Origin of the sequence: Longimicrobium sp. (assembly GCF_036399255.1) — a bacterium.
Lineage (GTDB): Bacteria > Gemmatimonadota > Gemmatimonadetes > Longimicrobiales > Longimicrobiaceae > Longimicrobium.
Window position 1 is genome coordinate 1 of the sequence record NZ_DASWNM010000044.1, and the last position, 20415, is coordinate 20415.

General features: G+C 76.6%; 3 protein-coding genes. 1 reads left to right on the top strand and 2 read right to left on the bottom strand.

Features of this window, described 5'->3' with window-relative positions:
• Together VGC13_RS07340 and VGC13_RS07345 are read right to left on the bottom strand one after the other, a co-directional pair.
• A partial coding sequence (locus VGC13_RS07340; protein ID WP_331124580.1) for an amino acid adenylation domain-containing protein occupies nt 1–5046 on the bottom strand: 5046 nt, incomplete at its 3' end.
• A gap of 221 nt (nt 5047–5267) precedes the next feature.
• Complete coding sequence (locus tag VGC13_RS07345) at nt 5268–18830, bottom strand: amino acid adenylation domain-containing protein (RefSeq protein WP_331124581.1); 13563 nt, start codon at nt 18828–18830, stop codon at nt 5268–5270.
• Nucleotides 18831–19752: 922 nt separating this feature from the next.
• On the opposite strand from VGC13_RS07345, the gene VGC13_RS07350 reads away from it, so the two are divergent.
• Complete coding sequence (locus VGC13_RS07350; RefSeq protein WP_331124582.1) at nt 19753–20322, top strand: hypothetical protein; 570 nt, start codon at nt 19753–19755, stop codon at nt 20320–20322.
• The last annotated feature ends 93 nt before the right edge of the window (nt 20323–20415 follow it).

Consider the following 20415-nt stretch of genomic DNA (forward strand, 5'->3'; position numbering starts at 1 on the left):
GGCCAGCAGCTGCAGCACGCTCAGCGAGTGCCCGCCCAGGTCGAAGAAGCGCTCGTGCACGCCGATCGGGCCCGTCTTCAGCACCTCGCTCCAGATCTCGCACAGCAGCGACTCCACCGGCGAGCGGGGCGGCACGTACCCTTCGCGGGCCGCGAAGCCGGCGGCCGCGGCGCGCGGCGCGGGGAGCGCCTTGCGGTCCACCTTGCCGCTGGCCGTGCGGGGAAGCTCCGGCAGGAGCACGAACGCGGCGGGGACCATGTACTCCGGCAGCCGCTCGCCCAGGTGGGCGCGCAGCTCGGCGGCCGTGGGCGCCGCGGCCGCGGCGGCGGCGGCGACCACGTACGCCACGAGGGCGTCGCCGCCCGGCCCGTCGGCGCGGACGGCCACCACCGCCGTCTCCACCGCGTCGTGCTGCGCCAGGAGCGCCTCGATCTCGCCCGGCTCGATGCGCAGGCCGCGCAGCTTGACCTGCTGGTCGGTGCGGCCCAGGAACTCCACCGCCCCGTCGCCGCGCCGCCGCCCCACGTCGCCGGTGCGGTACAGCCGGCCCCCGCCCTGCCCCGCGAACGGGTCCGGGACGAACTTCTCGGCCGTGAGCCCCGCGCGGTTCAGGTATCCCCGCGCCAGCCCCGGGCCCCCGGCGTACACCTCGCCGGGGACGCCGACCGGCACCGGCTCCATCCGATCGTCCAGCAGGTACAGCCGCGTGCCGTTGACCGGGCGGCCGATGGGCAGCAGCGCGCCCGGCTCGTCGCCGCGGAACTCCCAGGCGCTCACGTCGATGGAGGCCTCGGTGGGCCCGTACAGGTTCACCACCCGGGCCCCGAAGGTCTCCGCCGCGCGCCGCGCCACCTCTGCCGGGAACGCCTCGCCCCCGCAGAAGAGCAGGCGCAGGCCGGTGCACCGCTCCGCCTCGGGGTGCGAGAGCAGCACCTGGAGCATGGAGGGAACCAGCTGCAGCACGGTCACGCCCCGCTCGCGCAGCGCCCGCGCCAGGTAGGCGGCGTCCTGGTGCCCGGCGGGGGGCGCCACCACCACGCGCGCGCCGCTCCACAGCGGAAGGAACAGCTCCCAGATGGAGGCGTCGAAGGTCAGCGGCGTCTTCAGCAGCACCACGTCCGAGGGATCCAGGGGATACTGGTCGTGCGCCCACATCACCCGGTTGCGGATGGAACGGTGCCCGATCATCACCCCCTTGGGCCGCCCGGTAGAGCCCGAGGTGTAGATGACGTACGCCAGGCGCGACCCGCCCGTCTCCACGGCGAGCCGGCCGCCGGCTTCGTCCCCCCCCGCCGCGAGCACGTCCTCGCCCAGCTCCAGCACCGGGCCGTCGAAGGGGGGAAGCGCGGCGCGCGCGGCGGGATGGGCCAGCAGCACGCGCGGCCGGGCGTCACCCAGCATGTACGCCAGGCGGTCGGCCGGGTGCGCCGGGTCCAGCGGCAGGTACGCGCCGCCGGCCTTGAGCACGGCCAGCAGCGCCACGACCACCTGCGGCGAGCGCTCGCCGCAGATTCCCACCACCACGTCGGTTCCCACGCCCAGCGCGCGAAGCCGCCGCGCCAGGCGCCCGGCGCACGCGTCCAGCTGGCCATACGTCAGCGCGCCCCCCTCGAACTCCAGCGCCACGGCGTCCGGCGCGGCCGCGGCCCGGCGCTCGAAGGGCGCGTGGAGCCCCTCCTCGCCGGGATCGGTGCCGCCGACGGCGTTCCAGCGGCCCAGCACCTCGGCGCGCTCGCCCGCGTCCAGCAGCGTCAGCGCGTCCAGGCGGCGGTCCCCCCCCTGGACCATCCCCTCCAGCAGCACCGCGTAGTGCCGCGCCAGGCGCTCCACCGTCCCGGCCTCGTAGAGCTGGGCCGCGTACTGCACCACCCCCCGCACCCCGCCGGCCTCCTCGACCAGGGTGACGCTGAGGTCGAACTCGGCCTCGCCGCTGCGCAGGGGAACGGGGGTGGCCTCCACCCCGGCGAAGCGGGGCGCCTCGGCGGGCGCGCCCTGCCAGGTGAACATCACCTGGAACAGGGGCCGGTGGCCGCGCTCCCGCTCCGGCACCACCGCGCCCACCACGCGCTCCAGCGGCACCTCCTGGCGCGCGAACGCCTCCAGCGTTCCCTCGCGCACCCGCTCCAGCAGCTCCGCGACGGTGGGGTTGCCCGACAGGTCGGCCCGCATGGCGAGCGCGTTGACGAAGCAGCCCACCAGCCCCTCCACCTCGGGCCGGGCGCGCCCCGCCACGGCGGTGCCCACCACCACGTCGTCGGTGCGGGCGTAGCGCCCCAGCAGCGCCTGGAAGGCACCCAGCAGGAGCATGAAGGGCGTGGCTCCCGCCGCGCGCGCCGTGGCCTGCACCCGCTGCCACAGCACGGGCGGCAGGTCGAAGAGGTGCGCTCCGCCCCGCGGGTCCTCCCCGGCGCCGCGGGCGCGGTCGGTGGGCAGCTCCAGCCGGGCCGGCGCGCCCGCCAGGCGCTCCCGCCACCATCCCAGCTTCTCCGCCACCACCGCCTCCACCGCCGGCGAACGCTGCCAGCGCGCGTAGTCGCCGTACTGGACGGCCGGCTCGGGGAGCGGCGAGGCTTCGCCGCGCGCGAAGGCGGCGTACAGCGCCTCCAGCTCACGGTACAGCACACCGATGGACCCGCCGTCGGTGACGATGTGGTGCATGCAGAGCACCAGCAGGTGCTCCTCCGGACCCACCCGCAGCAGCGCCGCCCGGAGCAGCGGCCCGCGCGCCAGGTCGAACGGCTCCTCCGCCACCCGCCGCATCCACGCCGCGGCGGCGGCCTCGCGCCCGGCGAAGTCGCCCGCGCCCAGGTCCACCGAAAGCTCCACCGGCGGGGCGGGAAGCACGTGCTGCCACAGCTCCCCGCCGGTCTCGGCGAAGACGGTGCGCAGCACCTCGTGGCGGGCCACCACCTCGCCCAGCGCGCGGCCCAGCGCGTCCACCTGCAGCGGCCCGTGCAGGCGCAGCGCGCGCGGCACGTTGTGCACCCCGGTGCCCGGCCGCACGCGCTCGGAGAGCCACAGCCCCCGCTGGGCGGACGAGGCCGGCACGGGCCCCGGCTCCGCCGCGCGGACCACGGGCGGGAGCGCGGCCACACCCTGGTGCCGGCCCGACGTCTCGATCCACCCGGCCAGCTCGGCCACCGTGGAGGCCTCGAACACCCGGCGCAGGGGCACCTCCACCCCCGACACCGCGCGGACCCGCGCGGCGATCCGCACCGCCAGGAGCGAGTGCCCGCCCAGGCCCAGGAAGCCGTCATGCACCCCCACGGACTCCACGCCCAGGACCTCGGCCCACAGCGCGCACAGCGCCCGCTCCAGCTCCGTCCGCGGCGCACCGCCCGCGGCCCCGCCGGCGTCCGGCGCGTCCTCCGCCGCCTGGCGGGCCAGCTCGCCCGCGGCCAGCATGCGGCGCAGCTCGGCCCGCCGGATCTTGCCCACCGACGTGCGGGGGATCGCGGCCGGATCCAGCAGGATCACGTGCGCCACCGGCACGGCGAAGCGCGAGGCCACGGCGACGCGCACCGCCCGCCGCAGGGCCGACCGCCCGGCGGACCCGACGCAGGGGGTGTGCAGGAAGACGGCGACCGCCTCCTGCTCGCGGCCGGGCACGCGCACCGCGCACACCGCCGTGTGCCCCCGGGCCACGCCGTCCACCTCCTCCACGGCCGCCTCCACCTCCCTGCCCTGCAGGTTCAGGCCGTTCACGATCAGCACGTCGTCGCGGCGGCCGGTAAGGGTCAGCGCCCCCGCGCGCAGAAAGCCTGCGTCGCCGGTGTCCAGCCATCCGTCGGGCGTAAAGCTCTCGATGGTGAGCTCCGGCGCGCGGGCGTACCCGGGGGTGACCGTCTCGCCCGACACCTGGACGCGCCCCTCGCGTCCCTCGGGGAGCACCCGCCCCTCGGCGTCCACCACGCGGAGCGAGATCCCGGGGTACGGCGTCCCCACCGACAGGAACCCGTCCGTGTGCGCGGCGTCTTCGGGCCGCAAGGTGCCCAGGAGGGTGATGGAGCCCGCCTCGGACATGCCGTAGGCCGAGCAGAGCACGCCGGGGCGCAGCCCGTGGGGCGCCATCCGCTCCAGGAAGGTGCTGGCGGCGCGCGCCGCCACCGGCTCGGCGGAGAGGGTGACGCGCTCCACGCGCGAGAAGTCCCAGCCCCGCTCGCCCGCCGCGGCCAGGGACGCGTTCAGGAGCCCGAGCAGGTAGCCCGTCGCCCCCGTGTGGGTGCACCCGTGGCGGTGCAGGGCCTCCAGCCAGCGCTCCGGGTCCTCGAGCACGTCGCGGGTGGCCAGGTGCACCTGGCGCGCGCCCGCCACCAGGAAGGCCAGGGTGGACATGATCCCCGCGTTGTGGTCCAGCGGGTACCAGCTGAGCATGGTGGCCCGGCGCTGCGCCAGCGCGGCCGACGACGCGGCGACCTGGCAGGCGCGGAACAGGTTGTGGTGGGTGCGCTGCACCAGCTTGGGCCGGCCCGTGGTCCCCGAGCTCAGGAGGATGAGGCCGACCGCGTCCCCGCCGCTGGGGTGCCACGCCCCGTCCGGCGCGTGCGACGCGACGGCGTCGGGCGACGCCACCCGCGCGTCGCCGCCCAGGAGGGCGCGCGCACCCTCCCGGGACGCCCCGGCCGCGAGCACCCGCGGGCGGTCCAGGGCCTCCCAGGCTTCGCGGAGCCGCGTGCCCGGGCCCTGCGGGGCGTCGGGGACGCCCACGGGGACGGCCACGAAACCGCCCGCAAGGCACGCCCAGAGCGCCGGGACGACGTCGCGCACGTCGTCCAGCAGAAGCACGAGCTCCTCACCGGGCTTCATCCCCCACGCCCGCAGGCCGGCGAGGGTGCGCCCGGCGCGGTCGCGCAGCGCGGCGTAGCCGAGCACCTGCGGCTCGCCGTCCCGGTCCACCCGCACCAGCGCCCCGGCGTCCGGGCCGGTGCCCACGGGGCGCAGCAGGTCGAGCAGCGTTCCCGCCCCCCCCTGGGTGGAGGGGAGCGCGGGACCGGCGGCCACGGAGAGCGGTGCGGAGGGGGTCGGCCTGGTGATGGTCTTCAACATCTGTCCTGTCGGTGTCTCGGCTTCATGAGGCCCGTGAAGGCCCGCCTGGTTGCGGACGTCTTCCCCGGCCGCGCCCGCCCGATCGCCGGGGGGCGGCGCCGGAGCGCTTTCTCATCCACCGGAGCCCATGGCCGGCTCCGCGGATCGTCATTGTCGTCTTCGTCGCGGGAACGCGCGCCGCTCCACCCCCGCGGGGGCGGGACGCGCGGCGCCGCTCCGGCTCAGCGGCCGTGCGGCGCGCCGGACGGAGCGGGCGCGAGGGCATCGGCCAGCACGGCCGCGAGCGCCCGTACGTGCGGCTCCCGGACCAGGGCGAAGTGGTCCCCGGCCACGGTGGCGGTGCGCACCGTCCCGGTGGTGAGCGCCCGCCACCCCGCCGCCGCCGCGCCGGGCGCGGCGCGGTCCCCGGCAAGGACCAGCAGGATGTCGGACGCGCCGGGGCCCGGCCGGTAGGCGGACGCCGCGGCCACGTTGGCGCGGAACACGCTCCACAGCCCCTCGAATCGGGCGAGCTCCAGGTCGGCGGGGACCGCGTCGGCCTCCCGCGCGGCCTCCCACGCGCGCCGCAGCCGCCCGGCGGGGGCCTCGGCGTCCACGGCGCGGGAGATCCGCTCCGGGTCCAGCCCCAGGTGCCGCGCGAAGCCCGCCAGCAGCGCGGGGTCGTCCGGGTCCATGGCGGCGGCGGCGCCCACGGGGGCGCGGGAGTCCACCAGCGCCAGCAGCTCCACCGCCTCCCCCGCCGCCGCCAGGACGCGCGCCATCTCGAAGGCGACCACTCCGCCCATGGACCATCCGCCCAGGCGGTACGGTCCCTCCGGCTGCATGGCCCGCAGCTCGGCCAGGTAGGCGGCGGCCATCTCCTCCACGCGGACGCGGGGAAGCCCGTCGCCGTCCAGCCCCCGCGACTGAAGGCCGTAGAAGGGCTGCCCGGCGCCCAGGTGCCGGGCCAGCGCGGCGTACGAGACCACGTTTCCGCCGGCCGCGTGCACGAAGAAGAGCGGCCGCGCGTCGCCGGACGCCCGCAGCGGCACCAGCGCCCCCGCCGCGGGGAGCGCGTCGCCGCGCAGCGCCCGGGCCAGGTGCTCCACCGTGGGTGCCGCCAGGAGCCCCGCCATGGAAAGCCGGCGCCCGGTGACGCGCTCCACCGTGGCCAGCAGCCGCAGCGCGGCCAGCGAGTGCCCGCCCAGCGCGAAGAAGTCGTCGCGCACGCCGACCTGCTCCACCCCCAGCAGCTCTTCCCACACCCGGGCCAGGCGCAGCTCCAGCGCGTCGCGCGGCGCCACCCCCGCGTCCCCGTCCCGCTCCGCGCCGGGCGCGTCCGGCGCCGGGAGCGCGCGCCGGTCCAGCTTGCCGTTGGGCGTCAGGGGAAAGGCGTCCAGCCAGGTGAAGGTGGACGGCACCATGTACTCCGGAAGCCGCTCCCGCAGCCGCGCGCGCAGCTCGGCCACGGGGGGGGCGTCCGCGCCCGGCGCGGCGACCAGGTACGCCGCCAGCCGCCGTCCGCCGCCGCCCGCGTCACGCGGGACCACGGCGGCCTCGCGCACCGCCGGGTGCAGCGCCAGCGCGGCCTCGATCTCCCCCGGCTCGATGCGGTAGCCGCGCACCTTGACCTGCGCGTCCAGCCGGCCCAGGAACTCCAGCGCGCCGGACGGCAGCCACCGCGCCCGGTCGCCGGTGCGGTACAGCCGCGCCCCCGGCCGGTCGGAGAAGGGATCGGGGACGAAGCGCTCCGCGGTGAGGCGCGGCTGGCCCAGGTACCCCCGCGCCAGCAGCCCGCCCAGGTACAGCTCTCCCGGCACCCCGGGCGCGGCCGGGGCCCCGAAGGCGTCCAGCACCCGCGCGGCGCGCCCCGGCAGCGGCGACCCGATGGGGACCACGGCCCCGGCGAACGCGCCGGGCCACGCCTCCGGAAGCCGGAAGGTGGTGGCGGTGACCACCGTCTCCGTGGGCCCGTAGGCGTTCCGGAGACGCGCGCCGCTCCGCACCGCGTTGCGCCAGCCGTCCACCGCGCCGGCGGGCATGGCGTCCGCCCCGACGATCAGCAGGCGCAGCGCGGGAAGCGCGGTGCCGCCGCCGGCCGCGATCACCTCCAGCCAGTAGGCGGGCGGCAGGTTGGCCACGGTGATCCCCAGGCCGCGGGCGCGCTCCGCCCACTCCGCCGGGCTCCACGGGTCTCCCTCCACCAGCACCGCCGTGGCTCCGCCCGCCAGCGGGGCAAAGAGCTGCTCCACCGCGACGTCGAAGCCCAGCGGGGCGAAGTGCAGCACCCGGTCGGCCGGTGAGAGCCCCAGCTCGCCCGCGAAGGCGGCCACGTGCGCCGCGGCCGCGCCGTGCTCGACCACCACGCCCTTGGGCGTGCCGGTAGACCCCGAGGTGTAGATGACGTACGCGGCGCCGGCCGGGCCGGCGGCCGGCGCGCGCTCCTCCGCCCCGCCCCCCTCCGCGTCGCGCAGGGCCTCGTCCACCCGCAGCGCCGCCACCGCCGCCCCCGTCTCCACGCCGGCCGTGGACGCGTCGGTGAGCAGGAGCCGCACGCCGGCGTCGGCCAGGATGAACGACGTCCGCGCGGCCGGATGCGACGGGTCCAGCGGGACCACGGCGCCCCCGGCCCGCAGCACGGCCAGCCAGGCGACCACCATCTCCGGAGAGCGCGAGCAGCAGATCCCCACCCGCGCCTCGGGCCCCACGCCCCGCCCGCGAAGGACGCGCGCCAGCCGGGCCGCCCCGCGCTCCAGCCCGGCAAAGGTCAGCGTACGGCCGCCCTGCTCCACCGCCACCGCGCCGGGGGTGCGCGCGGCGCGGTCCGCCACCAGCCCGTGCAGCGTCGCCGCCGCGGCCCGGGGCTCCGCCGCGCCCCATCCCGCCACGCGGGCGCGCTCGGCGGGCGACATCAGGTCGCAGGCGCCGGAGCGCCCGCGCGGATCCGCGGCGATCGCCTCGACCGCGGCCAGGTACCGGTCGAACACCGCGTCGGCCTCGGCGTCGGAGTAGCGCGCGGCGTCGTACTCCATGAAGAGCAGGAGGTCGTCGCCCACCGCCTCGAACGAGACGCCGAAGGGAAAGCTGGTGCCGCCCACCCCGCTCAGCCGGGCGGACGCGCTGACCTCGCGCTCCACCCGGAGCGCCCGCAGCGCCGGCGCGGCGTTGTGGAAGTGGATGAAGTTGAAGAGCGACGCGAAGGGCGGCTGCCCGCCGCGCATCCGCTGCAGCTCCGCCACGGGATAGCGCCGGTAGGGAAGCACCGTCCGCTCCCAGGCGAAGACGTCGCGCGCCAGCTCCAGCCAGCTCCCCCCGGACAGGCGCAGCCGGCAGGGGATGGTGTTCAGGAACAGGCCCAGGGCCCGCTCCCCCTGGCCGCCTTCGGGGCGCCCGTTCACCACCACGCCGGTGGTGACGTCGTCCGTGCCGGCGGCGGCGGAAAGGACGCGCAGGTGCGCGGCCAGCAGCAGGCTCTTGAGGGGCAGCCCCTCGCGCCGCGCGGACGCGGCCAGGGCGGCCGACACCCCCGCGGGAACGGAGCCGCGCCGCAGGCGGCTCCCCTCGCCGCCGGCGATGCCCAGCGCCGCGGGAACGGTGGGCTCGGCACCCTCCAGCACCCCCGCCCAGAAGGCGCCGGCCTCGGCCGACGCCAGCACCTCGCGCTCCAGCGCCACGAAGTCGGGGAGCACCGAAGCGGGCGCGGGGTCGTTCGCGGCGCCCTCGTCCGCGTAGAGCGCGAAGAGGTCGGCCAGCAGCCCGGCCACGCTCCACCCGTCCAGGATGGCGTGGTGCTCCGTGAAGCCCAGCCGGAAAAGGTCCGGCCCCAGGGTGTGGACGTGGAAGCGGATCAGCGGGGCCGTGCGCCAGTCGAACGCCGCGGCGCGCTCGGCCGCGAACCACGCGCGCAGCTCCGCGTCGACGGCCTGCGCCGGAACGCCGTCCAGCGAGGTGACGGCCAGGGGAAGCGCCACGCGCCCGTGCACCAGCTGCACCGGCTCGGAAAAGCCGGCCAGGTCGAACGAGGTGCGGAGGACGGGGTGCCGCTCGGCCAGCGCGGCCAGGACCCCCCGCAGCCGTGCCTCGTCGAACGGCGCGCGGACGCGGTACGCCTGCACGTTGTGGTAGACGGCGTGATCGGGGCTCTGCTCGGAGTGGAAGAGCATCCCCAGCTGCAGGCGCGTCATCGGATACGCATCCACCACGCCCCCCGGCACCCCCGCGCGGTCGTCCGGGGCCAGCAGGGAGAAGGGCGCCGCGCCGGCCCCGGCCCCGCCCTCCGCCGCCGCGCCGGGGGAAACCCCGGCCGCCAGCTCGGCCACCGTCTGGTGGCGGAAGAGCTCCGCGAGCGAGAAGGGGACGCCGCGGGCGCGGGCCAGCGCCAGCAGCCGGATCGCCCGCATGGAGTCGCCGCCCAGGGCGAAGTAGTTGTCGTGTGCGCCCACGCGCTCCACGCCCAGCGCCTCGGCCCACGCGGCCGCCAGTGCCTCCTCGACCGGCCCGCGGGGGGCCGCGTACTCCGCCCCGGCCAGCCCGCGCCCGTCCGGCGCGGGAAGGGCGCGGCGGTCCACCTTGCCGTGCGGCGTCAGCGGGATGGCGTCCAGCCGCACGAACGCCGCGGGGACCATGTAGTCCGGAAGGCGCTCGGCCAGGGCGGCGCGCAGCGTCTCCGGCGCGGCGCCTTCGTCCCCGCCGCTGGGAACCACGTAGGCCACGAGGCGGCGGACCCCCGGTTCGTCCTCGCGCGCCAGCACCACGGCCTCGCGCACCCCGGGGTGGGCCGCCAGCGCGGCCTCGATCTCCCCCGGCTCGATGCGGAAGCCCCGCACCTTCACCTGCATGTCGGCGCGGCCCAGGTACTCGTTGTCGCCGTCCGCGCGGCCGCGGGCGCGGTCGCCGGAGCGGTACATCCGCGCCCCCGGCACCCCCGCGAAGGGATCGGGGACGAAGCGCTCCGCCGTGAGCGCCGGGCGTCCCAGGTACCCGCGCGCCGGCCCGGCCCCGCCCACGAAGATCTCGCCGGGAACGCCGGGGGGCACGGGCTCCATTCCCCCGTCGAGCAGGTACACGCCCAGGTCGGGGATCGGCTCGCCGATCATGCTTCCGCCGGCCTCGGCGTCCGCGCGTGACAGGGCGCGGAAGGTGACGTGCACGGTGGTCTCGGTGATCCCGTACATGTTCACCAGCCGCGGCCGGCGGTCGCCGTGCCGGTCGTACCAGGGCGCCAGCGAGCGCGGCTCCAGCGCCTCGCCGCCGAACACCACCCAGCGCAGCGCCAGCGCGCCCTCCGCCTCCCGGTCCGCGTGCACCAGCTGGCGGAAGGCGGACGGGGTCTGGTTGAGCACCGTCACGCCCTCGCGGGCCAGCAGCCCCCGGAACGCCGCCGGGTCGCGGCTCACCGCGAAGGGGACCACCACCAGGCGCCCGCCGTACAGCAGCGCGCCCCAGATCTCCCAGACGGAGAAGTCGAAGGCGTACGAGTGGAAGAAGGTCCACACGTCGTCGGCGCCGAACCCGAACCACGGGTCCGTGGCGCCGAACAGGCGCAGCACGTTGGCGTGCGTGACCACGACGCCCTTCGGCCGGCCCGTGGAGCCGGAGGTGTAGATGACGTACGCCGCGGTGTCGGGGTGCACGTCCGCCGGCGGCTCTGCGCCGTCATCGTCTCCGTCCGCCAGCAGGTCGTCCAGCAGCAGCACCCGCGCGGCCGAGGCGGAGACGGCGTTCGCCGTGCCCTCCCGCGCCACGACGACGGGGACGCCGGAATCCTCCACCAGGTAGGCGATGCGGTCCTCGGGATAGGCGGGGTCGATGGGGACGTAGGCGCCGCCCGCCTTCAGCACCCCCAGGATGGCCACGGCGATCTCGGGCGAGCGCTCCAGGCACAGCCCCACGCGCACCTCCGGCCCCACCCCCAGCGCCCGCAGGCGCCGGGCGACGCGGTCCGCGCGCGCGTCGAGCTCCCCGTAGGCAAGGCTCTCCCCCTCGCCGGTGACCGCCACCGCGCCCGGCGTGCGCCGCGCCTGCGCCTCGAAGCGGCCGTGGAGGCTTCCCTCCGGGGCCGGCGCGGCGGCCCGCGGACGCCACGCCTCGACCCGCCGCGCGCGCTCCTCCGCCCCCATCAGCGCCAGGGCGGAAAGGCGAACGCCGCCGCCGTCCGCGGCCTGCTCCAGCACCTGGCGGACGTGGGCCGCCATGCGCCCGGCGGTGGCGCGGTCGAACAGGTCGGCGGCGTAGGTCAGCACGCCGCGCAGGCCGTCCGCGGTTTCTTCGAAGGTGAGGGAGAGGTCGTACTTGGCCGTGCCGGCGCCCGCGTGCACGGGGCGCACCTCCAGCCCGGGGAGGGCCGGACCGCGCCCGCCGCCCGCCTGCAGGGCGAGCGTCGCCTGGAAGAGGGGCGCGTAGCTCAGGGTGCGCTCCGGGCGCAGCTCCGCCACCAGCCGGTCGAACGGCAGCTGCTGGTGCTCGTAGGCGCCCAGCGTGGCCTCGCGCACCCGCCGCAGCAGCGCGCCGAAGGTGGGGTCGCCCCCGAGGTCGGTGCGCAGGGGAAGGGTGTTGACGAAGTAGCCGATCAGCCCCTCCACCTCGCGGCGCGCGCGCCCGGCCAGCGGGGTGCCCACCACCACGTCCTCGCTGCCGGCGTAGCGCCCCAGCACCACCTGGAAGGCGGCCATGAGCACCATGTACGGCGTGGCGCCCTCGGCGCGCCCCAGCGCCCGCAGCCGAGCCGCCAGCGCCGCGGGGACCTCCAGCGCCACGGTCCCGCCGCGATACGACGGCGCCGCGGGGCGCGGGCGGTCGGTGGGGAGCTCCAGCAGCGGGGGAGCGCCCCGCATCCGCTCCTTCCAGTACGCCAGCTGCCGCGCCATCCCCTCACCAGGCAGCTGCCCGCGCTCCCACGCCGCGTGGTCGGCGTACTGCACCGCCGGCTCCGCGAGCGGCGACCCGCCCCCGTCGCGGTACGCGCCGTACAGCGCCGACAGCTCGCCGAAGAGCACGTCCACGCTCCACCCGTCCACCACGATGTGGTGCATGCACATCAGCAGCAGGTGCTCCCCCGCGTCCAGCCGCAGCAGCGCCGCGCGGAAGAGCGGGCCTTCGGCCAGGTCGAACGGCCGGGCGGCCTCGTCGGCCGCGCGCCGGCCGGCCTCCGCCTCGCGCGCCTCCGGCTCCAGCGCCGACAGCTCCTCCACCGGCAGCGCGAAGCCGGCGAACGGCGCGATCACCTGCACCGGCGCCCCGTCCGCCTGGGCGAACACCGTCCGCAGCGTCTCGTGGCGGCGGACGACCTCGCCCAGCGCGCGCTCCAGCGCCGCCACGTCCAGCGCGCCCGACAGGCGCAGGAACACGGGGACGTTGTAGGCCGCGCCCCGCGGCGCCAGCCGGTGCAGGAACCACAGCCCCTCCTGCGCCGAGGAGAGCGGCGGCGGCGACGTCCGCTCCACCGGGACCACGGGGGCAGGCACGGGGCGCCCGTCGCGGCGCAGCGCCTCGACCCGCTCCGCCAGCTCGGCCACGGTGGGCGCCTCGAAGAGCGCGCGCACCGGCACCTCCACCCCCAGCGCCTCGCGCACCCGCGACGCCACCCGCGTGGCCAGCAGCGAGTGGCCCCCCAGGTCGAAGAAGCTTTCCTCGACGCCCACCCGCTCCAGCCGCAGCACCGCGGCCCACACCTCCGCCAGCACCTCCTCCACCGGGGTCCGCGGCGCGACGTAGCGCCCCCGCGCGGGCCCGAACTCCGGCGCCGGCAGGGCCCGGCTGTCCAGCTTGCCGTTGCGCGTCGTCGGCAGCGACGGCAGGGCCACGAAGGCGGCGGGGACCATGTGGTCCGGCAGGCTTTCCCGCAGGTGGGCGCGCAGCGCCTCCGCGCCCGCATCGCCCACCACGTACGCCACCAGGCGCTTTTCCCCCGCGTCCTCGCGCGCCACCACCGCCGCCGCGCGCACCCCGGCGTGGCGGCACAGCACGGCCTCGATCTCGCCCGGCTCGATGCGGACGCCGCGGATCTTCACCTGCTCGTCCACCCGCCCCAGGTACTCCAGCACCCCCGAAGCCAGCCACCGCGCCCGGTCGCCCGTGCGGTAGAGGCGCGCGCCCGGGCCGGCCCCCAGCGGGTCGGGGACGAAGCGCTCCGCCGTCAGCGCCGGCCGGCCCAGGTATCCCCGCGCCAGCTGCGCGCCGGCCAGGTACAGCTCACCCGGCACGCCGGCCGGCACCGGCTCGCCGCCGGCGTCCAGCACGTACGCGCGCACGTTGTCCACCGGGACGCCGATCGGCACCGTCGCCGCGCGGTCCGCGGCGCCGTGCACGGCGAAGGTGGCGTCGATGCACACCTCGGTGGGGCCGTACAGGTTCACCACCTCGGCGCCCAGCGCCGCGCGGGCGCGCCGCGCCAGCTCCGCCGGAAGCGCCTCGCCGCCGCAGAACAGGCGGCGCAGCGCGGTGCGCCGCTCCCCGCCGGCCTCGTCCAGCACCGCCGCCAGCAGCGAGGGGACGAGCTGGAGGACCGTGATCCCCCGCCCGGCGACCGCGCGCAGGATCCGCGCGGGGTCGCCGTGCTCCTCGGCGCCGGCCAGCACCAGGGTGGCGCCCGCCAGCAGCGGCGCCCAGAACTCCCAGACGGAGGCATCGAAGCCCACCGGGGTCCGCTGCAGCACGCGGTCGGCCGCGTCCAGCGGAAAGGCGCGCTGCATCCAGGCCATGTGGCTGGCGAGCGCCCCGTGCGGAACGCCCACGCCCTTGGGCCGCCCCGTCGATCCGGAGGTGTAGATGACGTAGGCCAGCGCCTGCATCCCGGCGCCCGCGTCCGCCAGCGGCGCCGCGTCTTCGCCCTCCGCCTCCACCTCGTCGACGGCGATGCGCCGGGCCCCGGCCGGCGGGATGCGCCCGGCGAGGCGGGAGTGCGTCAGCACGAAGTCGGCGGCGGAGTCCTCCAGGACGTAGGCGATGCGATCGGCGGGGTGGCCGGGGTCCACGGGGACGTACGCCCCGCCGGCCCTGAGCACCGCCAGCAGCGAGACGACGAGCTCGGCCGAGCGGTCCAGGCACACCCCCACCCGCACCTCCGGCCCCACGCCCAGCGCGCGCAGCCGGCGCGCCAGGCGGTTGGCGCGCAGGTCGAGCTCCCGGTACGTCAGCGAGCCCCCGCCGGACTCGACCGCCACCGCGCCGGGCGTGCGCTCCGCCTGGGCCGCGAAGCGCGCGTGGACACTCCGGTCCGGGCCGGGCACCGTCCTTCCGCTCCACTCCCCCACCACCCGCGCCCGCTCCGCCCCGCCCATCAGCCGCAGGCCGGAAAGGCGGACCTCCGCGTCGCCGGCCACCTGCCGGAGCACCGCCTCCAGGTGCCCCGCCATCCGCCGGATGGTGGGCCGCTCGAACAGGTCCGTGCTGTAGGCCAGCCTGCCGTGCAGGCCGTCCGTGCCCGCCTCCAGGCTCAGGGCCAGGTCGAACTTGGCGGTGCCGGAGTGCGTCTCCACCTCCTCCACGCGCAGCCCTTCCAGGCCGCCGTCCCCCTGCCCGCCGTCCTGCAGCACGAACGAAACCTGGACGATCGGGGCGTGCCCCAGGGAGCGCTCCGGCCGCAGCTCCGCCACCAGCCGCTCGAAGGGCACGTCCTGGTGCTCGAAGGCGCCCAGCGTTCCCTCGCGCACCCGCCGCAGCAGCTCCGCGAACGAGGGATCGCCCGACAGGTCCGTCCGCATCGCCAGCGTGTTGACGAAGAGGCCGATCACGTCCTCCACCTCCTTCCGCGTCCGCCCCGCCACCGGGCTCCCCACCACCACGTCCCCGCTTCCCGTGTACCGGGAGAGCAGGGCCTGGAAGGCGCCCAGCAGCACCATGTAGAGCGTCGCGCCCTGGCGCCGGCCCACGGCCTCCAGCCGCGCCAGCAGCCCGCCGTCCAGCTCGATGCGCTCGTACGCGCCGCGGTGGGTGCGCGCCGCCGGCCGGGGCCGGTCCGTGGGCAGCTCCAGCAGCTCCGGGGCGCCCGCCAGCCGCTCGCGCCACCAGGCCAGCTGCCGCTCCAGCAGGGGCCCGGAGAGCACGCGGCGGTGCCACGCGGCGTAGTCGGCGTACTGCACCGCCGGCGGGGGGAGCGAGGGCTCCCCGCCGTCGCGGCAGGCGCCGTAGAGCGCCGACAGCTCGCGGAACAGCACGCCCATGCTCCACCCGTCCGTCACCGCGTGGTGCATGCAGAGCAGCAGCAGGTGGTCGCCGCTCCCCAGCCGCAGCAGGGTGGCGCGAAAGAGCGGGCCCGCGTGCAGGTCGAACGGCCGCGCCGCGTCGTCCGCCGTGCGCCGGGCCGCCTCCGCCTCGCGTTCCTCCCCGCCCAGCCCCGACAGGTCCGCCACCGGCAGCACGAAGCCGCCGTACGGGGCGATCACCTGCACCGGCAGGCCGTCCACCTCGCGGAAGGTGGTGCGCAGCGCCTCGTGCCGGCGTACGATCCCCCCCAGGGCCCGCTCCAGCGCCGCCGCGTCCAGCGCGCCGGAAAGCCGCCGCGCGACGGGGACGTTGTACAGCGCGCTCGCGCCCTCCAGCCGGTCCAGGAACCACAGCCGCTCCTGCGCGAACGAGAGCGGCGGCGGCTCCGTGCGCGCCACCGGCGCCACGGGCGGAAGCCCGGGCGCCGCCGAGCGGCGCATCTCCTCCACCCGCTCCGCCATCGCCGCCACCGTGGCGCCGTCGAACATCGCGCGCACCGGCAGCTCCACCCCGAACAGCTCCCGCACGCGGGAAAGCACCCGCATGGCCAGCAGCGAGTGGCCGCCCAGCTCGAAGAAGCGCTCCTCCACGCCCACGCGGTCCATGCCCAGCACCGCGGCCCACACCCCCGCCAGCACCTCCTCCACCGGGGTGCGCGGCGCGGTGCGCCGCTCGTCGCCGGGCCCGCGCTCCGGCGCCGGGAGGGCCCTGCGGTCCACCTTTCCGTTGGCGTTCAGGGGAAGCCGGTCCAGCCGGACGAACGCCCCGGGAACCATGTACTCCGGCAGCCGCCCGCGCAGCGAGGCGCGCAGCGCCTCCGCGTCGGCGCCGCCCGTGACGTACGCCGCCAGCCGCTTCTCGCCCGGCGCGTCCTCGCGCACGGCCACCACGCACTCGCCCACGCCGGGAAGCCCGCGCAGCGCCGCCTCGATCTCTCCCGTCTCGATGCGCAGCCCGCGGATCTTCACCTGCCCGTCGCGGCGGCCCAGGAACTCTGCCGCGCCGTCGGGCCGCCAGCGCGCGCGGTCGCCCGTGCGGTACATGCGCGCACCCGGTACGCCCGCGAACGGATCGGGGACGAAGCGCTCCGCCGTGGTCCCGGGGCGGGCCACGTAGCCGCGGGCCACCCCCGTGCCGCCCGCGTACAGCTCGCCCGGCACCCCCACCGGGACCGGCCGCAGCACGTCGTCCAGCAGGTAGACGCGGGTGCCGCCGATGGGGGCGCCGATGGGGATCGGCCCCCCGCTCCATTCCGCGGGAACCGTGTGGCAGCAGGTGAAGGTGGTGTTCTCGGTGGGTCCGTATCCGTTGATCAGCCGCAGCCCGGGAAAGCGCGCGCGGATCCTGGCCGCCTGCGTCACGGGGACCACGTCGCCGCCGGTCAGCAGCTGCCGCACCCCCGCGAACGCCTCCAGCTGCTCGTCCACCATCACCTGGAACAGGCCGGCCGTCAGCCACAGCGTGGTCACGCCGTGCTGGACGACGGCGCGTCCCAACGCCTCCAGCGACAGCGTCCCGGCCGGCGGCAGCACCAGCCGGCCGCCGTTCAGCAGCGCGCCCCAGATCTCCAGCGTGGACGCGTCGAACGAGACGGGCGCCGCCTGCAGGATCACCTCGTCCGGGCCCAGCGCCGCGTAGGCCGCGCCGCGCACCAGGCGCACGACGCCGCGGTGCTCCACGGCCACCCCCTTGGGTGTGCCGGTGCTCCCGGAGGTGTACATCACGTACGCCAGCGCGTGCGAAGGCACCCGTCCGCCCACCGGCTCCGCGCTCTCCCCCGCGGCCTGCGCCCACCCCGGCTCCGCGACCAGGCGGGGGGGGCCGTCCGCCGGCAGCCGCTCGGCCAGCTGCGCGTTGCACAGGAGGAGCGAGACGCCCGCGTCGCGAAGCACGAAGGCCAGGCGGTCGCGCGGGTTCTCGGGGTCCAGTGGCACGAAGGCGCCCCCGGCCTTGAGGATGGCGGCCAGGGCGATCACCAGCTCCGGCGACCGCTCCATGCACACCCCGACTCGCGTTTCCAGTCCTGCGCCGTGGCGCGCGAGGAGGCGCGCCAGCTGGTTGGAGCGCCACTCCAGCTCGCCGTAGGTAAGCGATCCGCCGCCGAAGACGAGGGCGGCCGCGTCCGGCGTGCGCTCCGCCTGCGCCCGCAGCAGGACGTGGATCGGCGCGCACTCCGCGGTGGCCCGGGCGGGCGGGTTCAGCCCGTCCAGCAGGTGGCGCCGCTCCCCGTGAGACAGGATTCCGATGCGCCCCAGCGGCTGCCCGGCGTCCTCGGCGAAGGCGCGCAGGATCCGGGAGAAGTGTCCCTCCATCCGCAGGATGGCCTCGCGGGTGAAGAGGGCGGGGTCGTACACCACCTCCACCGAGATGCGCTCCCCGCCGTGCGCCACCACCGCCAGCGGGTATCCGGTCCACTGCAGCAGGTCGAAGCCGCGGCGCCACCACCCCTCGCCCAGGCGGTGCAGCCCCTCCTGCGCCGTCTCGCTCTCGAAGCCGAAGACGGACTGAAAGAGCGGCGCCCCGCCGGCGGACCCGCGCCACTCCTGGATGCGGGCCAGGTGCGTGCGCTCGTGCGGGCGCATACGCACCCACAGGGCCCGCACCTGGTCCAGGTAGTCGCGTACGGGCCTGGCCCGGTCCAGGCGCACCCGCACCGGGACGGTGTTGACGAGCAGCCCCACGACCTCCTCCAGCCCCGGAAAGCCGCCCCGCCGGCACATCCGCGTGGCCCCGAACATCACGTCGTCGTCACCGGTGTAGTGGCCCAGCAGGAGGGCCCAGCCCCCCTGCAGCACGGTGTTGAGGGTGATCTCCTCGCGCTGCGCCAGCAGCCGCAGCCCGATCGCAAGCCCGTCCGGGAGCTCGAAGCGGTAGCGCTCCCGCTCGAGCCCGCCGCCGCCCCCGTCCCGCACGAGCTCGTTGGGGCCCTCGAAGCCGCGCAGCTCCTCTTCCCAGAACGCCCGCGAGTCTGCCGGCTCCGCCTCGCGCAGCCACCGGACGTACCCGCCGAAGGGCGTTCGCGCGGCGGGCGCGAGCTCCCGCCCGCCGAGCGCCGCCTCGTACGCTTCGAACACCTCGCGCAGCAGGATGCGCCGCGAGCGGCCGTCGATCAGCGCGTGGTGCGACGTCCACACCAGCACGTACACCTCGTCTTCCATCCGGAAGAGGGCAAAGCGCGACAGGGGTGCCTCCTCCGGGCGGAACGGCGTGGCGCGGTCGTCCCGCAGAAACGCCCGCATCGCCTCGTCCTGCTCCTCCTCCGTCCGATCGCGCCAGTCGTGCTCGCTCCAGGGCACGTCCACCTCCCCGTGCACCACCTGCAGGGGCTCGGGCGCGGCGTCCGGGTGAAAGGAGGTGCGCAGGATGGGATGACGGGCCGCCAGGCGCTGCCAGGCGGCGCGGAACTCCGCGGCGCGCAGCGGCTCGCGCAGGGTGCAGAGGTACTGCTGCAGGTACAGCCCCGGGTCGCGCCGGCCGTGCAGCAGCATCGCCTGCTGCATCCACGTGAGCGGATACGCGTCTTCCACGGTGTCCGCGCCGCGCCCTACGATCTTCACGCCCGCCGCAAGCTGGATGGCCGGACTCCAGGAAAGATTGCTCATCGGATCAGTGGTCGGTCGTGTGGTGCGGAAGGTGGGTCCGCCCGGATCGCGGGACACGGCACGGGCGGCCCTGTCCAGCCAGCGGAACGCGTCCCGGGGCCGTTTCAGGCACCCGGGCAGAACGGGTCCCCCCCGCCGTCGTGCAGCCGACGGAAGGCAGGCTCGGGATCGGGGTCCAGCGGAAGCCGGGCGATAAACGAGGATCCCGCCCCCGGTGGACGTGGACCGATGAAAGGGGGCCGCTTCGGGCTTCGTCGTGGGCACGACGGCGCGGCGGAAGGGGTCTGCGCGGGGCGTGCGCCCTCCCGTTTCGAAAAAGAGCTACGGTTCAGCGAGCCCCGGCGGCCAGACGAGCGCCTGAGAGGGTGTTCAAGAATCCCTGCGCTCGCGCCGGTCTGTCATTTCGAGGGAGGCGCCACACCGCACCATCGGCTCGCACGAAATCCGGCGCGCCGACCGAGAAATCTACTGTCTGCTGCTGGTGCCCCGCTGCACCGCTCCGGCACTGGCCCTGTCCGCCCGTGTCGTAGCCGCGAAGCAGGCACGGGCTACCGCGTCTGCCCTCCAGCAATCCGACAGTAGATTCCTCGGCCCTGCAGCCTCTGGTGTGAAAGCAGGCTATGGCGTGGCCGGGCCTCGGAATGACAGCGCTGGTAGATCTGCCTGGATGTGCAGCGTCGGATTCTTAAACACACTCTCAGGCTCAGGGAGCGCGCGAGAACGAGCCATCCGCACCACCTGATGCGCGATCTTGAGAACCATCCATCCACTCCACGTTCAAGGTGAGCGGAGCCAGGGGTTCATGGGGGATGACGAGGAAGCTCCCGGAGTCCCAACGAACGTCGCCGGGGCGCTGTACTGTGGAGATGACGCCGCTCGGCGGTGTCGCATCCATCGACGTTCCCACCCTGGAGAGGCTCCCATGAAGGCCCACTGGATGTTCGCCCTGGCGCTCGCCGCCGCGCCCGCGCCGCTGCTGGCGCAGGTGGTGGCCCCGCCCGCCGCCACCGTAGAGCAGCGCGCCGTCCGCGAGCGCGCCGAGCACGCCCGCCACCGCGTTCAGCACGCGCGCCGCCACGTGGTGCGGGCCCGCGAGCGCGCGGTGCACGCGCGGCACCCCGCCGCCTCCGCCCGCCGCCACGCCCGGACCGCGGTCCGCCGCCACGTCGTGGTGGCCAGGCGCCATGCCCAGCACGCCCGCCGCCACGCCGTGGTTGCGCGCTCCGAGCACGCCCGCCGTCACGCCGTGATCGCGGCGCGGCGGGTTGTCCGCCATCGCGACCGGATGGAGGACGTGCGTGATCGCCGCGAGGACGTGCGCGACCGCCGCGAAGACGTGCGTGACCGGCGCGAGGACCGCCGCGACCGGCGCTACCAGGGCGGCATCCGCGACCGTCGTGAGGACCGTCGCGACCGCCGGGAAGACGTGCGCGACCGGCGCGAGGACCGCCGCGACCGCCGTGAGGACCGCCGCGACGATCGCACGCCCTGAGCTCCGCGGACAGCCCCGGCCCCTCGACGGGCGCCGGGGCTCGCACCGTTCATGGGCAGATGATTAGGAAAAATCGGGACGGGCAAACCATCC

Bases quoted from the DNA above. Each gene is read 5' to 3' on its own strand.
- VGC13_RS07345 (WP_331124581.1), bottom strand. From the start codon at position 18,830: ATGAGCAATCTTTCCTGGAGTCCGGCCATCCAGCTTGCGGCGGGCGTG.
- VGC13_RS07350 (WP_331124582.1), top strand. From the start codon at position 19,753: ATGAAGGCCCACTGGATGTTCGCCCTGGCGCTCGCCGCCGCGCCCGCG.